Here is a 15,422-nt window from a genome sequence, read left to right on the forward strand (position 1 = left end):
AGCGAGACGGCACAAGCCGCCGTCTCCGGCAGCGAAGGAGTGAACGGCATGAAGGTAAAGAACACAATTGCGGCAACCAGTTTCGCGGCGGCCGGCCTGGCGGCTCTGGCGGTGGCTGTCTCACCGCCGGCGGCCGCAGGCGATCTGGTGGGCCCGGGCTGCGCGGAATACGCGGCAGCCAATCCCACTGGGCCGGCCTCGGTGCAGGGAATGTCGCAGGACCCGGTCGCGGTGGCGGCCTCGAACAATCCGGAGTTGACAACGCTGACGGCTGCACTGTCGGGCCAGCTCAATCCGCAAGTAAACCTGGTGGACACCCTCAACAGCGGTCAGTACACGGTGTTCGCACCGACCAACGCGGCATTTAGCAAGCTGCCGGCATCCACGATCGACGAGCTCAAGACCAATTCGTCACTGCTGACCAGCATCCTGACCTACCACGTAGTGGCCGGCCAAACCAGCCCGGCCAACGTCGTCGGCACCCGTCAGACCCTCCAGGGCGCCAGCGTGACGGTGACCGGTCAGGGTAACAGCCTCAAGGTCGGTAACGCCGACGTCGTCTGTGGTGGGGTGTCTACCGCCAACGCGACGGTGTACATGATTGACAGCGTGCTAATGCCTCCGGCGTAATCGTCCGCGGAGGCCGCCGACCCGCCCGAGAGCGACTGAGCATGTGCCAGAATGTTCGGGCAGTGGGAGTTCGACGTCAGTCCAACCGGAGGAATCGCCGTGGCAAGTACCGAGGTGGAGCACTTCGCCGGCTCGCAACATGAGGTCGACACCGCCGAGGTTCCATCTGCAGCGTGGGGGTGGAGCCGGATCGATCACCGCACCTGGCACATCGTCGGCCTGTGCATCTTCGGCTTCCTGCTGGCGATGCTGCGGGGCAACCACGTCGGCCACGTCGAGGACTGGTTCCTGATCACGTTTGCCGCAGTCGTGCTGTTCGTCTTGGCGCGCGACTTGTGGGGCCGACGACGCGGCTGGATCAGATAGCCAGCACACCGTTCGGTGTGCCCGACCCGGTCAGCGCCGCACCCGCCGAAACCAGGTACCGGCGAAGGCACCGACCACCAGCACAACCAGCAACACCGCCCAAGGCCATGCACCGTGCTGGTTAACCCAGCCAGCCAGGGCACCTTGCAGGCGGCCGGCCGCGGCAATCACCGCATCCTGGGGATTCGCCCCGACACCGGCAATCAGGCGCAGCTCGTAGAGACCGTAGTAACCCACGTACAGCCCGACCACCACCAGCAGCGCGCCACTGATCCGGTTGACGAACGGCAAGATTCGCCGTAGGCGGTCGGCCAGCGCCGAGCTCGCGGTCGCGGCCGCGACGGCAAGCACGCCGACAACGAGGGTCAGGCCCGCGACATAAGCCAGATAGATCGCTACGCTCCCGACGACCGAACCGCCCCGCAGGCCTGCCCCGGTAACCGCGAGAAATGGCCCGATGGTGCATGACAGCGAAGCAACCGCATAGCTGATGCCGTAGCCATACATGGAACCCAGCCGTACCGTTGGAGCCCAACGCACGCCGAGGGATCGGGGCGTCAACGCCGTCAGCCCTCGTCCCAACAGCAGCCACCCGCCGAGGGCGATGAGCGCCAGACCGATCAGCACCGTGGCATAGGGCAGGTATCGCTGCACCGCCGTGGCCGCGGAAATGGTCAGGGCTCCGAAGATGCCGAACACCGTCAAGAAGCCCAGCGCCATCCCGACCGTGGCGGCTGCCGCTCGGCCCACTGCGCTAAGCGGCCCCGTCCGGCCCGCCGAATCCTGCCCATGCACCACCAACAGCAGGTAGGCCGGCAACATGGCAAACCCGCATGGGTTCAGCGCAGCCACCAACCCGGCGGCGAACGCCAAACCGATCAGCGCCTCGTTCACCGGGTCAGGACGTCAGCGCAGCCACCCGGCCGGACAGCTCGTCCTGAGACATGGCCGCGGTGGGGTTGTTGACGAACGTCGATGTGCCGTCCGCGCGATAGAACACAAATGCCGGTTGCCAAGGCACGTTGTAGCGGGCCCAGATCACACCATCGGCGTCATTGAGGTTGGTGAAATTCAGGTTGTACTTCGAGACAAAGCTCTGCATCGCCCCGACGTCGGCGCGGGTGGCGATTCCGACGAAGGTGACCGCCGGATTAGCGGCCGCTACCTGGCTGAGGCTGGGGGCTTCTGCGTTGCAGAACGGGCACCACGGCGTCCAGAACCACAACACCGCCGGCTTGCCTTGCAGGCTTGCGCCATCGAAGGGGGCACCGCTGAGCGTGGTTGCGGTGAACTGCAGACGTTCATCGGCTGCCACCGCTCGCGGTGTATTGGCCAGACCGAACATCAGGACAACCGCGATAGCAACGGCCACAATGCCGTCCGCAAACGCCTTGATCGGGGACACCAGGCGAAGACTCATGACAGACCTCACTTGTTCGTGTTTTGACCTAATGACGTAATACGCTCCGTGACGGTTCAGTACATCCCGGCGCCCCCTGCGCTCGCGGCCAGCTGTCCGCAGCGCTGGCTGATTCGCCTGCGCTCCAGCTACCCGCCTACGGCGGCCAGCTGTCCGCAGCGCTGGCTGATTCGCCTGCGCTCCAGCTACCCGCCTACGGCGGCCAGCTGTCCGCAGCGCTGGCTGATTCGCCTGCGCTCCAGCTACCCGCCTACGGCGGCCAGCTGTCCGCAGGCGGCGCTGATCTCCCGCCCACGGGTGTCTCGTACCGTGCAGGAAACTCCTTTCGCCCGAACCCGTTTGACGAATTCACGCTCAACCGGCTTGGGGCTGGCATCCCAATCACTGCCCGGAGTCGGGTTCAGCGGGATCAGGTTCACGTGCGCCAACGGCCCGAGAACACGATGCAGTCGCTTTCCCAGCAAGTCGGCCCGCCACGGTTGGTCGTTGACATCACGGATCAGCGCGTACTCAATAGACACCCGTCGCCCGGTCACATTGGCGTAGTACCGGGCCGCATCGAGCGCTTCGCTGATCCTCCACCGGTTGTTGACCGGAACTAGTGTATCGCGCAACCCGTCGTCGGGGGCGTGCAGCGACAGCGCCAGGGTCACGCCGAGCCGCGCGTCGGCAAGGTTGCGGATAGCAGGGGCCAGACCCACCGTCGACACCGTCACCGCGCGGGCCGAAATCCCGAAACCGGACGGCGGCCGCGCGGTAATGCGCTGAACTGCGGCCAACACCCTGGCGTAGTTGGCCAGCGGCTCCCCCATACCCATGAACACCACATTCGACAACCGATCGCCGAAGTCGTCGCGCAACGCCGCGGCGCCGGCACGCACCTGCTCGAGGATCTCCGCCGTCGATAGGTTGCGAGTCAATCCGCCCTGGCCAGTGGCACAGAACGGGCAAGCCATGCCGCAGCCGGCCTGCGAGGAAATGCAGACCGTGTTGCGCCGCGAATAGCGCATCAGCACCGATTCGAACATGGTACCGTCGACGGCCCGCCACAACGTCTTTCGAGTCTGGCCGGCATCGCAGGTGATGTCGGCGGACGCGGTAAGCAAGTTCGGGAACATCGCTCCGGCGATCCGGTCGCGAACGGCCGCCGGAAGGTCGGTCATCTGACGCGGATCGGCGATCAGCCGACCGTAGTACTGGTGTGCAAGCTGCTTGGCCCGAAACGCCGGCAGCCCCAGCTCCGCGACGGCAGACGCTCGGCCCGCCGCGTCGAGATCGGCCAGGTGCCGCGGCGGCCGACCCGGACGCGGCTCATCGAACATCAACTCGGGGACCATGACCTGTCCAGTATCGCCGTTGTCAGGGCAGCAGTGTGAGGACTATCCAGGCCGCCACCGCGGAAGGCAGTATGCCGTCGAGCCGGTCCATCAGACCGCCGTGGCCGGGTAGCAGGCGGCCCATGTCTTTGATGCCGAGGTCACGTTTGACCTGCGACTCCACCAGGTCGCCCAGCGCGGTGGTGAGCACGAAAAGCACGCCGAGCAGTGCACCAATCCACGGCGTTTTGCCGACCAGGAAAGTCGCGGTGATGATCGTTGCGGTGATCCCGCACACCAGCGAACCGGCAAAGCCCTCCCACGACTTCTTCGGGCTGATCGTCGGAACCATCGGATGCTTGCCAAACAGCACCCCCACGGCGTAGCCGCCGACATCGGAAGCGATGACCGCGATCATCATGCAGAACACCCATCCCGAGCCATTTTCCGGGTAGACCAGCATTGCGCCGAAAGAGCAGAACAATGGGACCCACACGGCCAGGAAGACCGTGGCCGAGACGTCGGACAAGTAGTTTCCCGGCGACGGTGCACCGCCGGTCGTCGGGCGCGTCACGCTGTCCTGCATGAACAGTCGCCAAATCATGCAGACAACGACCATGCCACCAAAGCCCGCCAATGCGCCGACCGCGCCGAACGGCCAGGTCAGCCACACCGCGGCCTGCCCGCCAATCAGCAACGGGATAACCGGGATGAGATAGCCCGCTTCCCGCAACCTCCGCACCACCTCATGGGTAGCGACCAAGGTGGCGACGGCCACGATGGCAACCCAAACGCGCGGAACGAACACCAGCACCGCGATGAGGACTAGGCCTATGGAAAGGCCCACCACGATCGCTGCGCGCAAATCACGGCCGGCGCGGGACGTTTCGGTCGCCGGCTGCTGTTTAGCACCACGCGCCGGCTGCTCGGCGGGGTTTCCGGTGCCGGCATCGTTGGTTGTCACGGATTTTGTTGCTGAGCGGCCGCTAGACCTCCAGCAGCTCGCCTTCTTTGTGTTTAACCAGCTCATCAATTTGGGTGACGTATTGGTGCGTGGTCTTGTCGAGATCCTTTTCTGCGCGACCGACCTCATCCTCGCCGGCCTCGCCTTCCTTACGGATGCGATGGAGTTCCTCCATCGCTTTGCGACGGATATTACGCACCGAAACCTTGGCCTCCTCCCCCTTATGCTTTGCCTGTTTGACCAGCTCTCGCCGACGTTCTTCGGTGAGCTGCGGTACGGCCACGCGAATAAGGGCGCCGTCGTTGGTGGGATTCACTCCAAGGTCGGAGTTGCGAATTGCAGTCTCGATAGCGCGCAACTGATTGGCTTCATACGGCTTTATCACGACTAGCCGCGCCTCGGGGACATTGATGCTGGCCAGTTGCGTGATCGGGGTGGCCGCACCGTAGTAGTCGATGGTGATCCGAGAGAACATGCCAGGGTTGGCGCGGCCGGTACGGATAGTTGACAGGTCGTCACGTGCCACCGCCACAGCCTTCTCCATTTTCTCTTCGGCGTCGAAGAGAGCCTCATCAATCATCTGCGCCGCTCCTCCTCATCGCTGCGCTCTGCATCGTCGCCGGCGCCAACCATCTGCGCCGCTCCTCCTCATCGCTGCGCTCTGCATCGTCGCCGGCGCCAACCATCTGCGCCGCTCCTCCTCATCGCTGCGCTCTGCATCGTCGCCGGCGCCAACCATCTGCGCCGCTCCTCCTCATCGCTGCGCTCTGCATCGTCGCCGGCGCGAAGCAGCGCGTAGTCCCCTTAGGTGGTGACCAGCGTTCCGATCTTCTCACCCCGAACAGCACGGGCGATATTGCCATCGGTCAGCAGGTTGAACACCAGGATCGGCATGCCATTGTCCATGCAAAGGCTGAACGCGGTGGCGTCGGCTACTCGCAGCCCGCGGTCGAGGACCTCACGATGACTGACGGCGGTGAGCAGTTCGGCCTCGGGGTTCACCCGCGGATCCTCAGCAAACACACCGTCGACCGCTTTGGCCATCAAGACCACGTCGGCACCGATCTCCAGCGCACGCTGCGCTGCGGTGGTATCCGTCGAAAAGTACGGCAGCCCCATGCCGGCACCGAAGATCACCACCCGTCCCTTCTCCAGGTGGCGGACGGCCCGCAACGGCAGGTACGGTTCGGCCACCTGGCCCATGGTGATCGCGGTCTGGACTCGGGTAACGATGCCTTCCTTCTCCAGGAAGTCTTGCAGTGCAAGGCTGTTCATGACAGTGCCGAGCATTCCCATATAGTCCGACCTGGTGCGCTCCATACCGAGCTGCTGCAGCTGTGCGCCCCGGAAAAAGTTGCCGCCGCCGATCACGACGGCGATCTGGACGCCGCCGCGCACCACATCGGCGATCTGGCGGGCCACCTGCGCGACGACATCGGGATCCAGCCCGACCTGGCCTCCGCCGAACATTTCCCCGCCGAGCTTGAGCAACACTCGCGAGTACCCGGACAGCTGAGCCGCCGACGCGGCGCCAGTGCTCGCAGGCTCCGGCTTCGAAGCCGGCGCGCCGGCGACATCGGGCTCTGTCATCTGACTCCTCGCACGACAGTGCCATCCCGGCACCACCAGGACGGCATCTCACATCCTGCCTCAATAGCCGCGCTCCGGCGTGGGCGGGGTGCGTTAGTCACGCAACAACGAGGGGCCGGCCGAGGCCAGGCCCGTCGACTATCTCAAGGTGTGAGCATCGCTCGAGCAACAAAGTTGGAATAGTTCTGTTCTGAACCGGGTACCCAGGGGTACCGGCAGACATCTCCGCGAGGGATGCCTACGGGCCCCACGACGGGGAAGTGGCACCCTCATGAAGTTTGGAGATATCTCTTGGAAGTTCTACTTCTTACCGATGAAGCCGATCTTGAATCGGCTCTGCCGGAGCTGGAGTCGTTCGCGCAGTCGGTGCAGCGCGCACCGCTGGACGACCCGGGCGCGGCCAAGGGTGCGGACGCCGATGTCGCGATCATTGACGCGCGCGCCGACTTGGCGGCCGCTCGCCGGGTGTGCCGCCGGCTGACGACTAGCGCACCAGCCCTTGCCGTGGTGGCTGTTGTTGCGCCGGCCAACTTTGTGGCAGTGGACGGCGATTGGATATTCGATGACGTGCTGTTGAACGCGGCCGGCGGGGCCGAGCTGCAGGCACGGTTGCGGTTGGCGATCACACGTCGACGGAGCACGCTAGCGGGCACACTGCAATTCGGGGACCTCGTCCTTCACCCAGCCAGCTACACCGCGTCGCTGGGCGACCGGGACCTGGGGCTGACGCTCACCGAATTCAAACTCATGAATTTCCTTGTGCAGCATGCCGGTCGGGCGTTCACCCGGACTCGGCTCATGCGTGAGGTGTGGGGCTATGAGTGCCATGGTCGCATTCGTACCGTCGATGTTCACGTACGACGACTGCGCGCAAAGCTCGGAGCCGAGCACGAATCGATGATCGACACCGTTCGCGGTGTGGGTTATATGGCGGTGACGCCACCGCAGCCGCGCTGGATCATCAGCGAATCGATACTAAACCGTTGCAAGTGAGTGATCTTTAGTGGTCACTTGACTTGCACCCCGTCTCGGGGTTGTTCGCCGGCCGGGTGGCCGGTTGCCTTCCGCGCTTCACGGCCACCCGGCCGGGCCAGGCCCGGTCTTACGGTCGGCTCCACGCTTGACGGCGGCCCCAACTGGGCCGACGACGCTAGGTGGTTCCTCGTAGCGTGCGAGGTTGATCGCGGCGTTGTCGTCACGTTGGTGCGTGATCGAACAGCCGTCGCATTGCCATATTTCGTCCCAGCCGATGTCTTGCACATGCCGGCAGGCATGGCAGGTTTTCGACGATGGGAACCAGCGGTCGGCGACCACCAGACTCGATCCGTACCAGCCTGTCTTGTAGGACAGGTGACGGCGCGGGGTTGCCAGGGCTGCATCAGACAGTGCGCGCCGTCTGGCGCGCGCCCCCGGCAGTCCCTTTTGCCGCAGCATTCCCGCCGCATCCAGACCTTCGACAACGATACGGCCGTGGGTTTTGGCCAATCGTGTTGTCAGCACGTGCAGGTGGTGGGTACGGACATCGTTGACCCGACGGTGCAGCCGGGACAGTTCGGTGGTGCGCTCACAGTAGCGGCGTGAGCCTTTCGTGCAGCGTGAGCGTGCGCGGCTGACGCGGCGCAACCCGCGCAACGCAGCATCAAGCGGGCGAGGATTCGGCACTTGTTCAAGCACCGTGCCCTCAGCGTCTGCAACAGTGGCCAAACGCCGCACACCAACGTCGACACCCACCCGTGAATCAGGAAGCGCCACACGCCGCTGTTGGGGGCGTTGGACGAGCACCCGCACGCTCGCATCCAGGCGGGTGCCGTTGCGGCGCACGGTGATCGCCAGCACCCGCGCCCGACCTTTGGCGATGAGCCGCTCAACCCGGCGGGTGTTCTCGTACGTACGGATGGTGCCGATCACCGGCAAGGTGAGGTGGCGGCGGTCGGGCTCCACACGCATCGCACCGGTCGTGAAGCACACGCGATCGGCGTCGCGTCCCTTCTTCTTAAACCGGGGAACGCCTACTGTTTTGCCAGCCCGTTTCCCGGCACGGCAGCTCTGCCAGTTCCAATACGCATCGACCGCGCCCGCGATGCCATCGGCATAGGCCTCTTTCGAGCATTCCGGCCACCACACCTGCCCGGTCTGCGCGTTGACACACACCTGGTCTTTGACCGTGTTCCACCGTTTGCGCAACACCCGCAGCGACGGCTTCGCCGACTCGGTGCCATCCGCGCGCCACGCCTTGATGTCGGCTTTAAGCGCCGTGACGGTCCAGTTGAATGCCTTACGGCGAGCACCAAAATGGCGCGCCAAGCTGGCAGCTTGCGTCTGGGTCGGGTTCAGCGTGAACCGAAACGCCTGCACACACCACCCCTCAGGCACCTTTAAGCGCGCCATCACCTAGCCTCGTGTCCCCCGGCGCGTGCCGCCGCGGCCACGGCACGCGCAGCACGGTTGCCAGCAGCGCGTTTGCCGTAGAGCCGCGCACATATCGACGTCAAGATCTCGGTGATATCGCCCACAACGTCGTCATCGACATCGGCCGAATCGACCACAACCAGCTCACGGCCGTCAGCGGCCAGCACCGCCTGTACACACTCAAAGCCGAACCGCCCCAACCGGTCCCGACGTTTCATCACAATCCGCCTCACCGTCGGATCACCCAGCAGCGTAAGGAACGTGCGGCGGCGCCCGTACAGCGCCGACCCGACTTCAGTAACGACCTTGCCGACGGGTATCTGTTCCGCCGTGGCCCACGCGGTCACGCCTACCACTTGCCGATCCAGATCCACCTTCTGATCAGCCGACGACAACCGCGCACACACCGCCGTCCGCCCCCACCGCCCCGGCTGCCCGGCTGGCTCGTCGACAAGAATCACTCGCCCAACCCTGCGGGCGGGAACCGGCAACCGCCCGACACGCAACCAGCGATACGCAATAACCCGCGCCACACCGTTGCCCTCAGCCCACACCACCAGATTCATACTTCCGTTCCTACAACACACCACCGACAACCAACGACCACCCAAACGCAACAGCTGACAGCCCCTTCCGGGCATCGGCAGCACCGGCCGAAGACTCCACAGCGCGTTAATGCGCCCAGGTGTTTGCAACGGCGGTGTCGAAGGCTGCCGAGAACACGCCCACTGCGGCAATGCGATGTAGGCTTCACGCCCGTGGCTATGGTTCCCGCTCAAACGACCGGCGGCACTGCCCACAAGCGCCGGGAGCGCATAGGAACGATTTACCGTTCGGCCCGGCACATGTGTCAGTATCCTTGACATGGGTCTAGCCGATGACGCCCCGCTGGGCTATCTGCTCTACCGGGTGGGAGCCGTACTGCGGCCAGAGGTTTCCGCTGCGCTCAGTCCACTCGGCCTGACGCTGCCTGAGTTCGTCTGCCTGAGAATGCTTTCGCAGTCACCGGGACTATCCAGCGCCGAATTGGCCCGGCACGCAAGCGTCACACCGCAGGCGATGAACACGGTGTTGCGCAAGCTGGAAGATGCCGGTGCGGTGGCCCGGCCCGCATCGGTGTCTTCCGGGCGTTCGCTACCGGCTACATTGACCGCTCGAGGCCGAGCCCTGGCGAAGCGCGCCGAGGCCGTCGTACGCGCCGCCGATGCCCGCGTCCTGGCCAGGCTGACCGCGCCTCAGCAACGCGAGTTCAAACGAATGCTGGAGAAGCTCGGGTCCGACTAGATCCGGACGCGGGCTACTCGGCGATATTTGGGGCGTGGATCCGGGCCCAGGGCCGGGCCTCTTCGAGTTCGTAAGCCAGCTCCAGCAGCAGCGCCTCGCGCCCGGTATCAGCCGAGAGCATCATGCCCACGGGCATGCCGTCCGCGGATTGAGCCAACGGTAGCGAAATCGCCGGCACCCCCGTGACGTTCTGCACTGGCGTGAACACGACCCAGCTGCTCAGCCGGTCGAGCACCGTCTGATAGTCGGTAGGCGCAAGGTATCCGACCTGCGGAGTGGCCTCCGCGACCGTTGGCGTGAGCAAGACGTCGTAGGTACCGAAGAACCGCACGCTGCGCCGCCGTAGCATGCGCAGACGCATGATCGCCAACGGCAGCCGGTGCAGGTTGCGGCCGGTATGGCGGGCCAGCCCCAAAGTCAGTTCGTCCAGCCGGGTAGGGTCGAACGTCCTGCCGAATGTGCGCCGGCCGCTGCGCACTTGCGCCAGGGCCAAGAACCCCCAATAGAGCACGAAATCGTCCACGAAACTGGCCGGTGCCGGTGGGTGGTCGACGTGTTCTACCCGGTGACCTAGTTCCTCGAGCAGCCCTGCCAACTTCAGCGTCAGCTGCCGCACTTCGGGGCTGGCCTCGCGCAGAACCGAGCGGGTTACTACGGCAATCCTCAGCCGCTGCTTAACGGGGCTTGTGACGTCCCCGACCGGCGGCAGCTGGTGGTTACGCCAAAGGCGCTCGGCCTCGCGGTAGAAGGCTGCGGTGTCGCGTACCGTGCGGGTCAGGACGCCATTGGCGACGATGCCCACCGGCAACCTGCGATACTCCGGCTCCAGCGGCAACCGGCCGCGCGACGGCTTGAGCCCGACCAACCCGTTGCAGGCGGCCGGAATACGGATCGAGCCGCCGCCGTCGTTGGCGTGCGCGATCGGCACCACGCCGGCTGCCACCAAGGCGCCCGATCCCGATGAGGAGGCACCCGCTGTGTAGTCGGTATTCCACGGATTACGGACCGGTCCCAGCCGAGGGTGTTCGGCCACGGCGCTGAAGCCGAATTCCGACAACTGCGTCTTACCCAGGGACACCAGCCCGGTGCCCAGCACCACCCGGGTTATCTCGCTGTCGGCGACGGCCGCGTATGGTTCCCACGCGTCGGTGCCATGCATCGACGGCTGTCCGGCAACGTCGACGTTGTCCTTGATGAAGGTCGGCACTCCACTGAAGAACGCTTCCTGGCCCGTACCCATCGCGGCCGCGTCTCGCGCCACGTCGAAAGCCGCATACGCCAACGCGTTCAGTGCCGGGTTAACGGCTTCGGCGCGGGCGATGGCGGCCTCGACGACGTCTGCCCGACCCACTCGACCTGATCGGATGGCGTCGGCGAGGGCGACCGCGTCGAGGTCACCAAGGGCATCGTCAACGAAAGCGTGTACGCGCGACATACCCGGCTAAGCCTGGCCCACCTCGAAGCGGACGAACCGTGTCACCGTCACGCCGGCCACGTCGAGCAGGGCCTTGACGGTCTTCTTATTGTCGGACACCGACGCCTGCTCAAGCAGCACCGCATCCTTGAAGAAGCCGTTCAGCCGGCCCTCGACAATCTTGGGCAGCGCCTGCTCCGGCTTGCCCTCGGCCCTTGCCGTCTCCTCGGCGATGCGGCGTTCGCTGGCCACGATGTCTTCAGGCACGTCGTCGCGGGACAGGTACCGCGCCCGCAGCGCGGCGATTTGCAACGCAACGGCGTGCGCGGCGGCCGCGTCGTCGCCGCGGTACTCGACCAGTACACCCACCGCTGGCGGCAGGTCAGCGGAACGTCGATGCAGGTAGGCTTCCACGGTCCCGTCGAAAATCGCCACACGACGCAGCTCGAGCTTCTCGCCGATCTTGGCCGACAGCTCGGCGATCGCCTGCTCGACGGTCTTGTCGCCGATGCTGGCACCCTTGAGCGCGTCGACGTCGGCGGGCTTAGCTGCTGCCGCCGCCGCGACCACTTGGTCGGCCAGCGTTTGGAACTCCGCGTTCTTGGCAACAAAGTCAGTCTCGCAGTTGAGCTCGATCAGCGCGCCGTCCTTGGCCGCCACCAAGCCCTCGGCCGTAGCCCGCTCGGCACGCTTGCCGACATCCTTAGCGCCCTTGATCCGCAGCGCCTCGACGGCCTTGTCGAAGTCCCCGTCGGTTTCGGCCAGCGCGTTCTTACAGGCGAGCATGCCGGCGCCGGTCAGCTCCCTCAGCCGCTTGACGTCAGCGGCAGTGAAGTTCGCCATATCAGCCTTTCCTAGGATGCATCTGTGGTTGGTTCGGTTGCGCCTGCGGGGGCGTCGGTGAGGGCAGTTGTTGACGCGGTTGCTGATGGCGTTGCCGAAGCTGTCGCCGAGGCCAGCAGCTCTTGCTCCCATTCGGCCAGCGGCTCGGCGGCTTCGGCCTCCGGCTTGCCGTCGGCGCGCCCCAGTCCGGCACGGGCCTGCAGGCCCTCGGCGACCGCGGAAGCGATCACCCTAGTCAGCAGCGCGGCCGAGCGGATCGCGTCGTCGTTGCCTGGGATTGGGTAGTCGACCTCGTCGGGGTCGCAGTTCGTGTCAAGGATCGCGATGACCGGGATGCCCAGTTTGCGGGCCTCACCGACGGCAATGTGCTCTTTGTTCGTGTCGACGACCCAGATCGCCGACGGCACCTTGGCCATGTCGCGGATGCCGCCGAGGCTGCGCTCGAGCTTGTTCTTCTCGCGGGTCAATCCCAAGATTTCCTTCTTGGTGCGGCCCTCGAAGCCACCGGTCTGCTCCATCGCCTCAAGCTCCTTGAGGCGTTGCAGCCGCTTATGCACGGTGGAGAAGTTGGTGAGCATGCCTCCCAGCCAGCGCTGGTTCACATACGGCATGCCGACCCGGGTGGCTTCGGCGGCCACCGACTCCTGCGCCTGCTTCTTTGTGCCGACGAAGAGCACCGACCCACCGTGAGCGACGGTCTCTTTCACGAACTCGTACGCCTTATCGATGAAGGTCAACGTCTGCTGCAGGTCGATGATGTAGATGCCGTTGCGGTCGGTGAAGATGAAACGCTTCATCTTGGGATTCCAGCGACGGGTCTGATGCCCGAAGTGGGTGCCGCTGTCAAGCAGCTGCTTCATGGTGACTACGGCCATACCTATGCCTTACTCATGTGTCGGTTGTTCGCCCGGCATCGGCTGAAGCCGGGCCCTGGCGTCTGCCGCGATGCCGGACCCGGGAGGAAATCCCCGAAGGGAACCGCCGCGGGACCGCCCCGGCATGCTGTTGCGGATCCCGGAAAGGCGGGCCGCGGTGCAGACACGCGAAGTCAGCCCGCCGATGCGAGCTGCGCCGAGTAGTTTACACCGACCCAGCTGGTGATTTTCCCGGCAGCGGAATCCACAGCGACGACATTGTCCACAAAACGGGCGGCGGCGATTGGCCAAATCGCCCGCGCGGCGCTGCACTGCAAAGGTGCGGAGGGTTCTGAGCCGCAGCGTACTGATCCTTTGCTGGTCGCTGCTTGGTGCGGCGCCGGCCCATGCCGACGACTCCCGGCTGGGCTGGCCGCTGCGGCCGCCGCCGGCGGTAGTCCGGCAGTTCGACGCCGCATCGCCCAATTGGAATCCGGGGCACCGCGGTGTCGACCTGGCCGGGCGCCCCGGTCAGCCGGTTTACGCGGCCGGCAGCGCGACGGTCGTATTCGCCGGGCTGCTCGCGGGACGGCCGGTGGTTTCACTGGCCCACCCGGGTGGGCTACGCACCAGCTACGAGCCGGTAGTCGCCCAGGTCCGGGTCGGTCAGCCGGTGTCGGCGCCCACCGTGATCGGCGCGCTGGCGGCCGGGCACCCCGGGTGCCAGGCCGCCGCCTGTCTGCACTGGGGGGCGATGTGGGGCCCGGCTTCGGGCGCCAACTATGTCGATCCGCTGGGCCTGCTGAAGTCCACACCGATACGGCTCAAGCCGCTATCCAGCGAAGGGCGGACGCTGCATTACCGCCAAGCGGAACCCGTATTTGTGAACGAAGCCGCCGCCGGTGCTCTGGCCGGCGCTGGCCATCGGAAATCCCCGAAGCAGGGCGTTTTCCGCGGTGCCGCGCAGGGCGGTGACATCGTCGCCCGGCAACCGCCAGGCCGCTGGGTTTGCCCATCGAGCGCGGGCGGCCCAATCGGGTGGCACCGACAATGAACCAGCCGAGCTCCCCTTCCCCAAAGCGGCCGATACCGATCCGCCAATGCTTTCTCGGTCTAGTGCCCAGTACCAGTACGGCTGGGGCGTCTGAACCCCGCCAACAGCACCGCCGCCTGCCACACTTGGGCTCGCCCGCGGGCCGGCGAAGATGGTTGGACCCCAGCTGTCAAGCACCGAGGATCCCGAGTCACCGGCGCCGCCCGGGGTGCCCGGGATCGCTTGCTGGGCGAGCGAAGCCTCGAATTGCAGTAGCCCTTCGTCGAAGTAGCTGATGCCCAGCAACCGAACGATCGTCATCCTGTTGTCAGGCGTGAGACCGAGAAGATTCTCCGCGAGCCATTGCTGCAATGCCGAGTACCACGGGATCAGTGACGTCGACGAGAGTTGCTGCAACAGTTGGGGCACCGCGGCGGTGGTGGCCAGCGGTGGGACCGTCGACGATACCGTCGCCGCCGCCTGGCCGGCCAGCGCGGCAGGGCTGGTAGTCACTGGCGCCGCGGTGAACGGGGTCAACTCCGTGGCGATTGCCGCGGAGCCCGCATAGGCGTACATGGCGGCAGCGTCTTGGGCCCACATCTCGGCGTATTGGGCCTCGGTGGCCGCGATCGCCGGGGTGTTCTGCCCGAAAAAGTTGGTCGCGACCAGCGCCACCAACAGCGCGCGGTTGGCAACGACCACCGGCGGGGGCACCGTCATCGCAAACGCCAGCTCATAGGCTGCCGCGGCCGCTCTGGCCTGCATGCCCGCCTGTTCAGCCTGACCGGCGGTGGCGCTGAGCCACGCCACATAAGGCGTGACCGCGGCCACCATCGACGCCGCTGCGGGCCCCGCCCAGTACGCACCGGTCAGCTCCGAGATAGCCAACCGGTAGCCGCCGGCGGCCAAGCCCAATTCAGCCGCCAAACTATCCCAGGCCGCCGCGGCGGCCATCATGGGCCCCGATCCCGGACCTGCGTACATTCGACCGGAGTTGATCTCGGGCGGCAACACCCCAAAGTCCAACGCCCATCCCTCCCTAGCCGGCCGGGATCACGGCGTGGTTACGCGCCCCACCCGAATAGGCAGTGGTACGTGATGCGGTCACGAACTGGTCTTGAATCGCCAGCCTCAGATCGCTGATCGCTGACAGCGGCCCCGGTCGTCGAACAAGCCAGTCCATCCTGTGCCCTCATCCCTGATAGCTGGATTTTGGCGGCTTGACATCGGCCGCACCAGCGTTTCTGGGTAAGTGCTTACAAACGAGACGCATTTGCTGTGACCGGAGCCGAATGTTTG

The 15,422-nt window shown here is 65.6% G+C and carries 15 protein-coding genes and 3 pseudogenes; 5 read left to right on the forward strand and 13 right to left on the reverse strand.

Annotation, left to right across the window (positions count from 1 at the left end):
• The first annotated feature begins 48 nt into the window (after positions 1-48).
• Together FF952_RS15190 and FF952_RS15195 are read left to right on the forward strand one after the other, a co-directional pair.
• Positions 49-630, forward strand: a complete 582-nt coding sequence (locus tag FF952_RS15190) for a fasciclin domain-containing protein (protein ID WP_003414644.1) — start codon at positions 49-51, stop codon at positions 628-630.
• 99 nt (positions 631-729) lie between these two features.
• The gene (locus FF952_RS15195; protein WP_015456449.1) at positions 730-996 is read left to right on the forward strand and encodes a DUF2631 domain-containing protein; all 267 of its coding nucleotides are present in this window, start codon (positions 730-732) and stop codon (positions 994-996) included.
• A 30-nt stretch (positions 997-1,026) separates the two neighbouring features.
• Here FF952_RS15195 and FF952_RS15200 read toward each other — a convergent pair whose 3' ends face one another.
• From FF952_RS15200 to pyrH, 7 genes and pseudogenes are all read right to left on the reverse strand, one after another.
• Positions 1,027-1,890 (reverse strand): cytochrome c biogenesis CcdA family protein, encoded by an 864-nt coding sequence (locus tag FF952_RS15200; protein WP_003904947.1) that lies wholly within the window; start codon positions 1,888-1,890, stop codon positions 1,027-1,029.
• Positions 1,891-1,894: 4 nt separating this feature from the next.
• Positions 1,895-2,416: a disulfide bond-forming protein DsbE gene (gene dsbE / locus FF952_RS15205; protein WP_003414654.1), complete on the reverse strand. Its 522-nt coding sequence runs from the start codon at positions 2,414-2,416 to the stop codon at positions 1,895-1,897.
• A gap of 242 nt (positions 2,417-2,658) precedes the next feature.
• On the reverse strand, positions 2,659-3,753 hold the full coding sequence (gene rlmN / locus FF952_RS15210) for a dual-specificity RNA methyltransferase RlmN (protein ID WP_003904091.1): 1,095 nt from the start codon (positions 3,751-3,753) through the stop codon (positions 2,659-2,661).
• Positions 3,754-3,775: 22 nt separating this feature from the next.
• Entirely contained in the window at positions 3,776-4,696 is a 921-nt protein-coding gene (locus tag FF952_RS15215; RefSeq protein ID WP_003414661.1) for a phosphatidate cytidylyltransferase, read from the reverse strand.
• A 22-nt stretch (positions 4,697-4,718) separates the two neighbouring features.
• On the reverse strand, positions 4,719-5,276 hold the full coding sequence (frr, locus tag FF952_RS15220; protein WP_003414663.1) for a ribosome recycling factor: 558 nt from the start codon (positions 5,274-5,276) through the stop codon (positions 4,719-4,721).
• Positions 5,277-5,395: 119 nt separating this feature from the next.
• Positions 5,396-5,469: pseudogene (locus FF952_RS21000) on the reverse strand (hypothetical protein); the annotation flags it as partial.
• A gap of 31 nt (positions 5,470-5,500) precedes the next feature.
• A complete protein-coding gene (pyrH, locus tag FF952_RS15225) occupies positions 5,501-6,286 on the reverse strand; it encodes a UMP kinase (protein ID WP_003414665.1) in 786 nt (261 codons plus the stop codon).
• A 234-nt stretch (positions 6,287-6,520) separates the two neighbouring features.
• On the opposite strand from pyrH, the gene FF952_RS15230 reads away from it, so the two are divergent.
• Positions 6,521-7,279, forward strand: a complete 759-nt coding sequence (locus FF952_RS15230) for a winged helix-turn-helix domain-containing protein (RefSeq protein WP_003414666.1) — start codon at positions 6,521-6,523, stop codon at positions 7,277-7,279.
• Between the two features lie 14 nt (positions 7,280-7,293).
• On the opposite strand, the pseudogene tnpB reads toward FF952_RS15230, so the two are convergent.
• Positions 7,294-8,674, reverse strand: a pseudogene (tnpB, locus tag FF952_RS15235) (IS607 family element RNA-guided endonuclease TnpB).
• Positions 8,674-9,261 (reverse strand): IS607-like element IS1539 family transposase, encoded by a 588-nt coding sequence (locus FF952_RS15240; protein WP_003414668.1) that lies wholly within the window; start codon positions 9,259-9,261, stop codon positions 8,674-8,676. The pseudogene tnpB and the gene FF952_RS15240 overlap by 1 nt, the downstream one beginning before the upstream one ends.
• Before the next feature lie 298 nt (positions 9,262-9,559).
• On the opposite strand from FF952_RS15240, the gene FF952_RS15245 reads away from it, so the two are divergent.
• Complete coding sequence (locus tag FF952_RS15245) at positions 9,560-9,979, forward strand: MarR family winged helix-turn-helix transcriptional regulator (protein WP_003899525.1); 420 nt, start codon at positions 9,560-9,562, stop codon at positions 9,977-9,979.
• A gap of 13 nt (positions 9,980-9,992) precedes the next feature.
• On the opposite strand, the gene FF952_RS15250 is transcribed toward FF952_RS15245, so the two are convergent.
• From FF952_RS15250 to rpsB, 3 genes are read right to left on the reverse strand one after another with little or no spacing between them, the layout of a single operon-like run.
• On the reverse strand, positions 9,993-11,414 hold the full coding sequence (locus FF952_RS15250; protein WP_003414672.1) for an amidase: 1,422 nt from the start codon (positions 11,412-11,414) through the stop codon (positions 9,993-9,995).
• A 6-nt stretch (positions 11,415-11,420) separates the two neighbouring features.
• Positions 11,421-12,236 carry a translation elongation factor Ts gene (gene tsf / locus FF952_RS15255; RefSeq protein WP_003899527.1) on the reverse strand — a complete coding sequence of 272 codons (816 nt, stop codon included), beginning with the start codon at positions 12,234-12,236 and terminating at the stop codon, positions 11,421-11,423.
• Between the two features lie 11 nt (positions 12,237-12,247).
• A complete protein-coding gene (gene rpsB / locus FF952_RS15260) occupies positions 12,248-13,111 on the reverse strand; it encodes a 30S ribosomal protein S2 (protein WP_003899528.1) in 864 nt (287 codons plus the stop codon).
• A 319-nt stretch (positions 13,112-13,430) separates the two neighbouring features.
• Between rpsB and FF952_RS15265 the strand changes: the two are divergent.
• A pseudogene (locus FF952_RS15265) lies at positions 13,431-13,790 on the forward strand (M23 family metallopeptidase); the annotation flags it as partial.
• Between the two features lie 132 nt (positions 13,791-13,922).
• Here FF952_RS15265 and FF952_RS15270 read toward each other — a convergent pair.
• Positions 13,923-15,149, reverse strand: a complete 1,227-nt coding sequence (locus tag FF952_RS15270; protein WP_003414680.1) for a PPE family protein — start codon at positions 15,147-15,149, stop codon at positions 13,923-13,925.
• Positions 15,150-15,422 lie beyond the last annotated feature (273 nt).

The sequence above is a fragment of the Mycobacterium tuberculosis complex sp. N0072 genome, from assembly GCF_030323725.1.
GTDB lineage: Bacteria > Actinomycetota > Actinomycetes > Mycobacteriales > Mycobacteriaceae > Mycobacterium > Mycobacterium tuberculosis.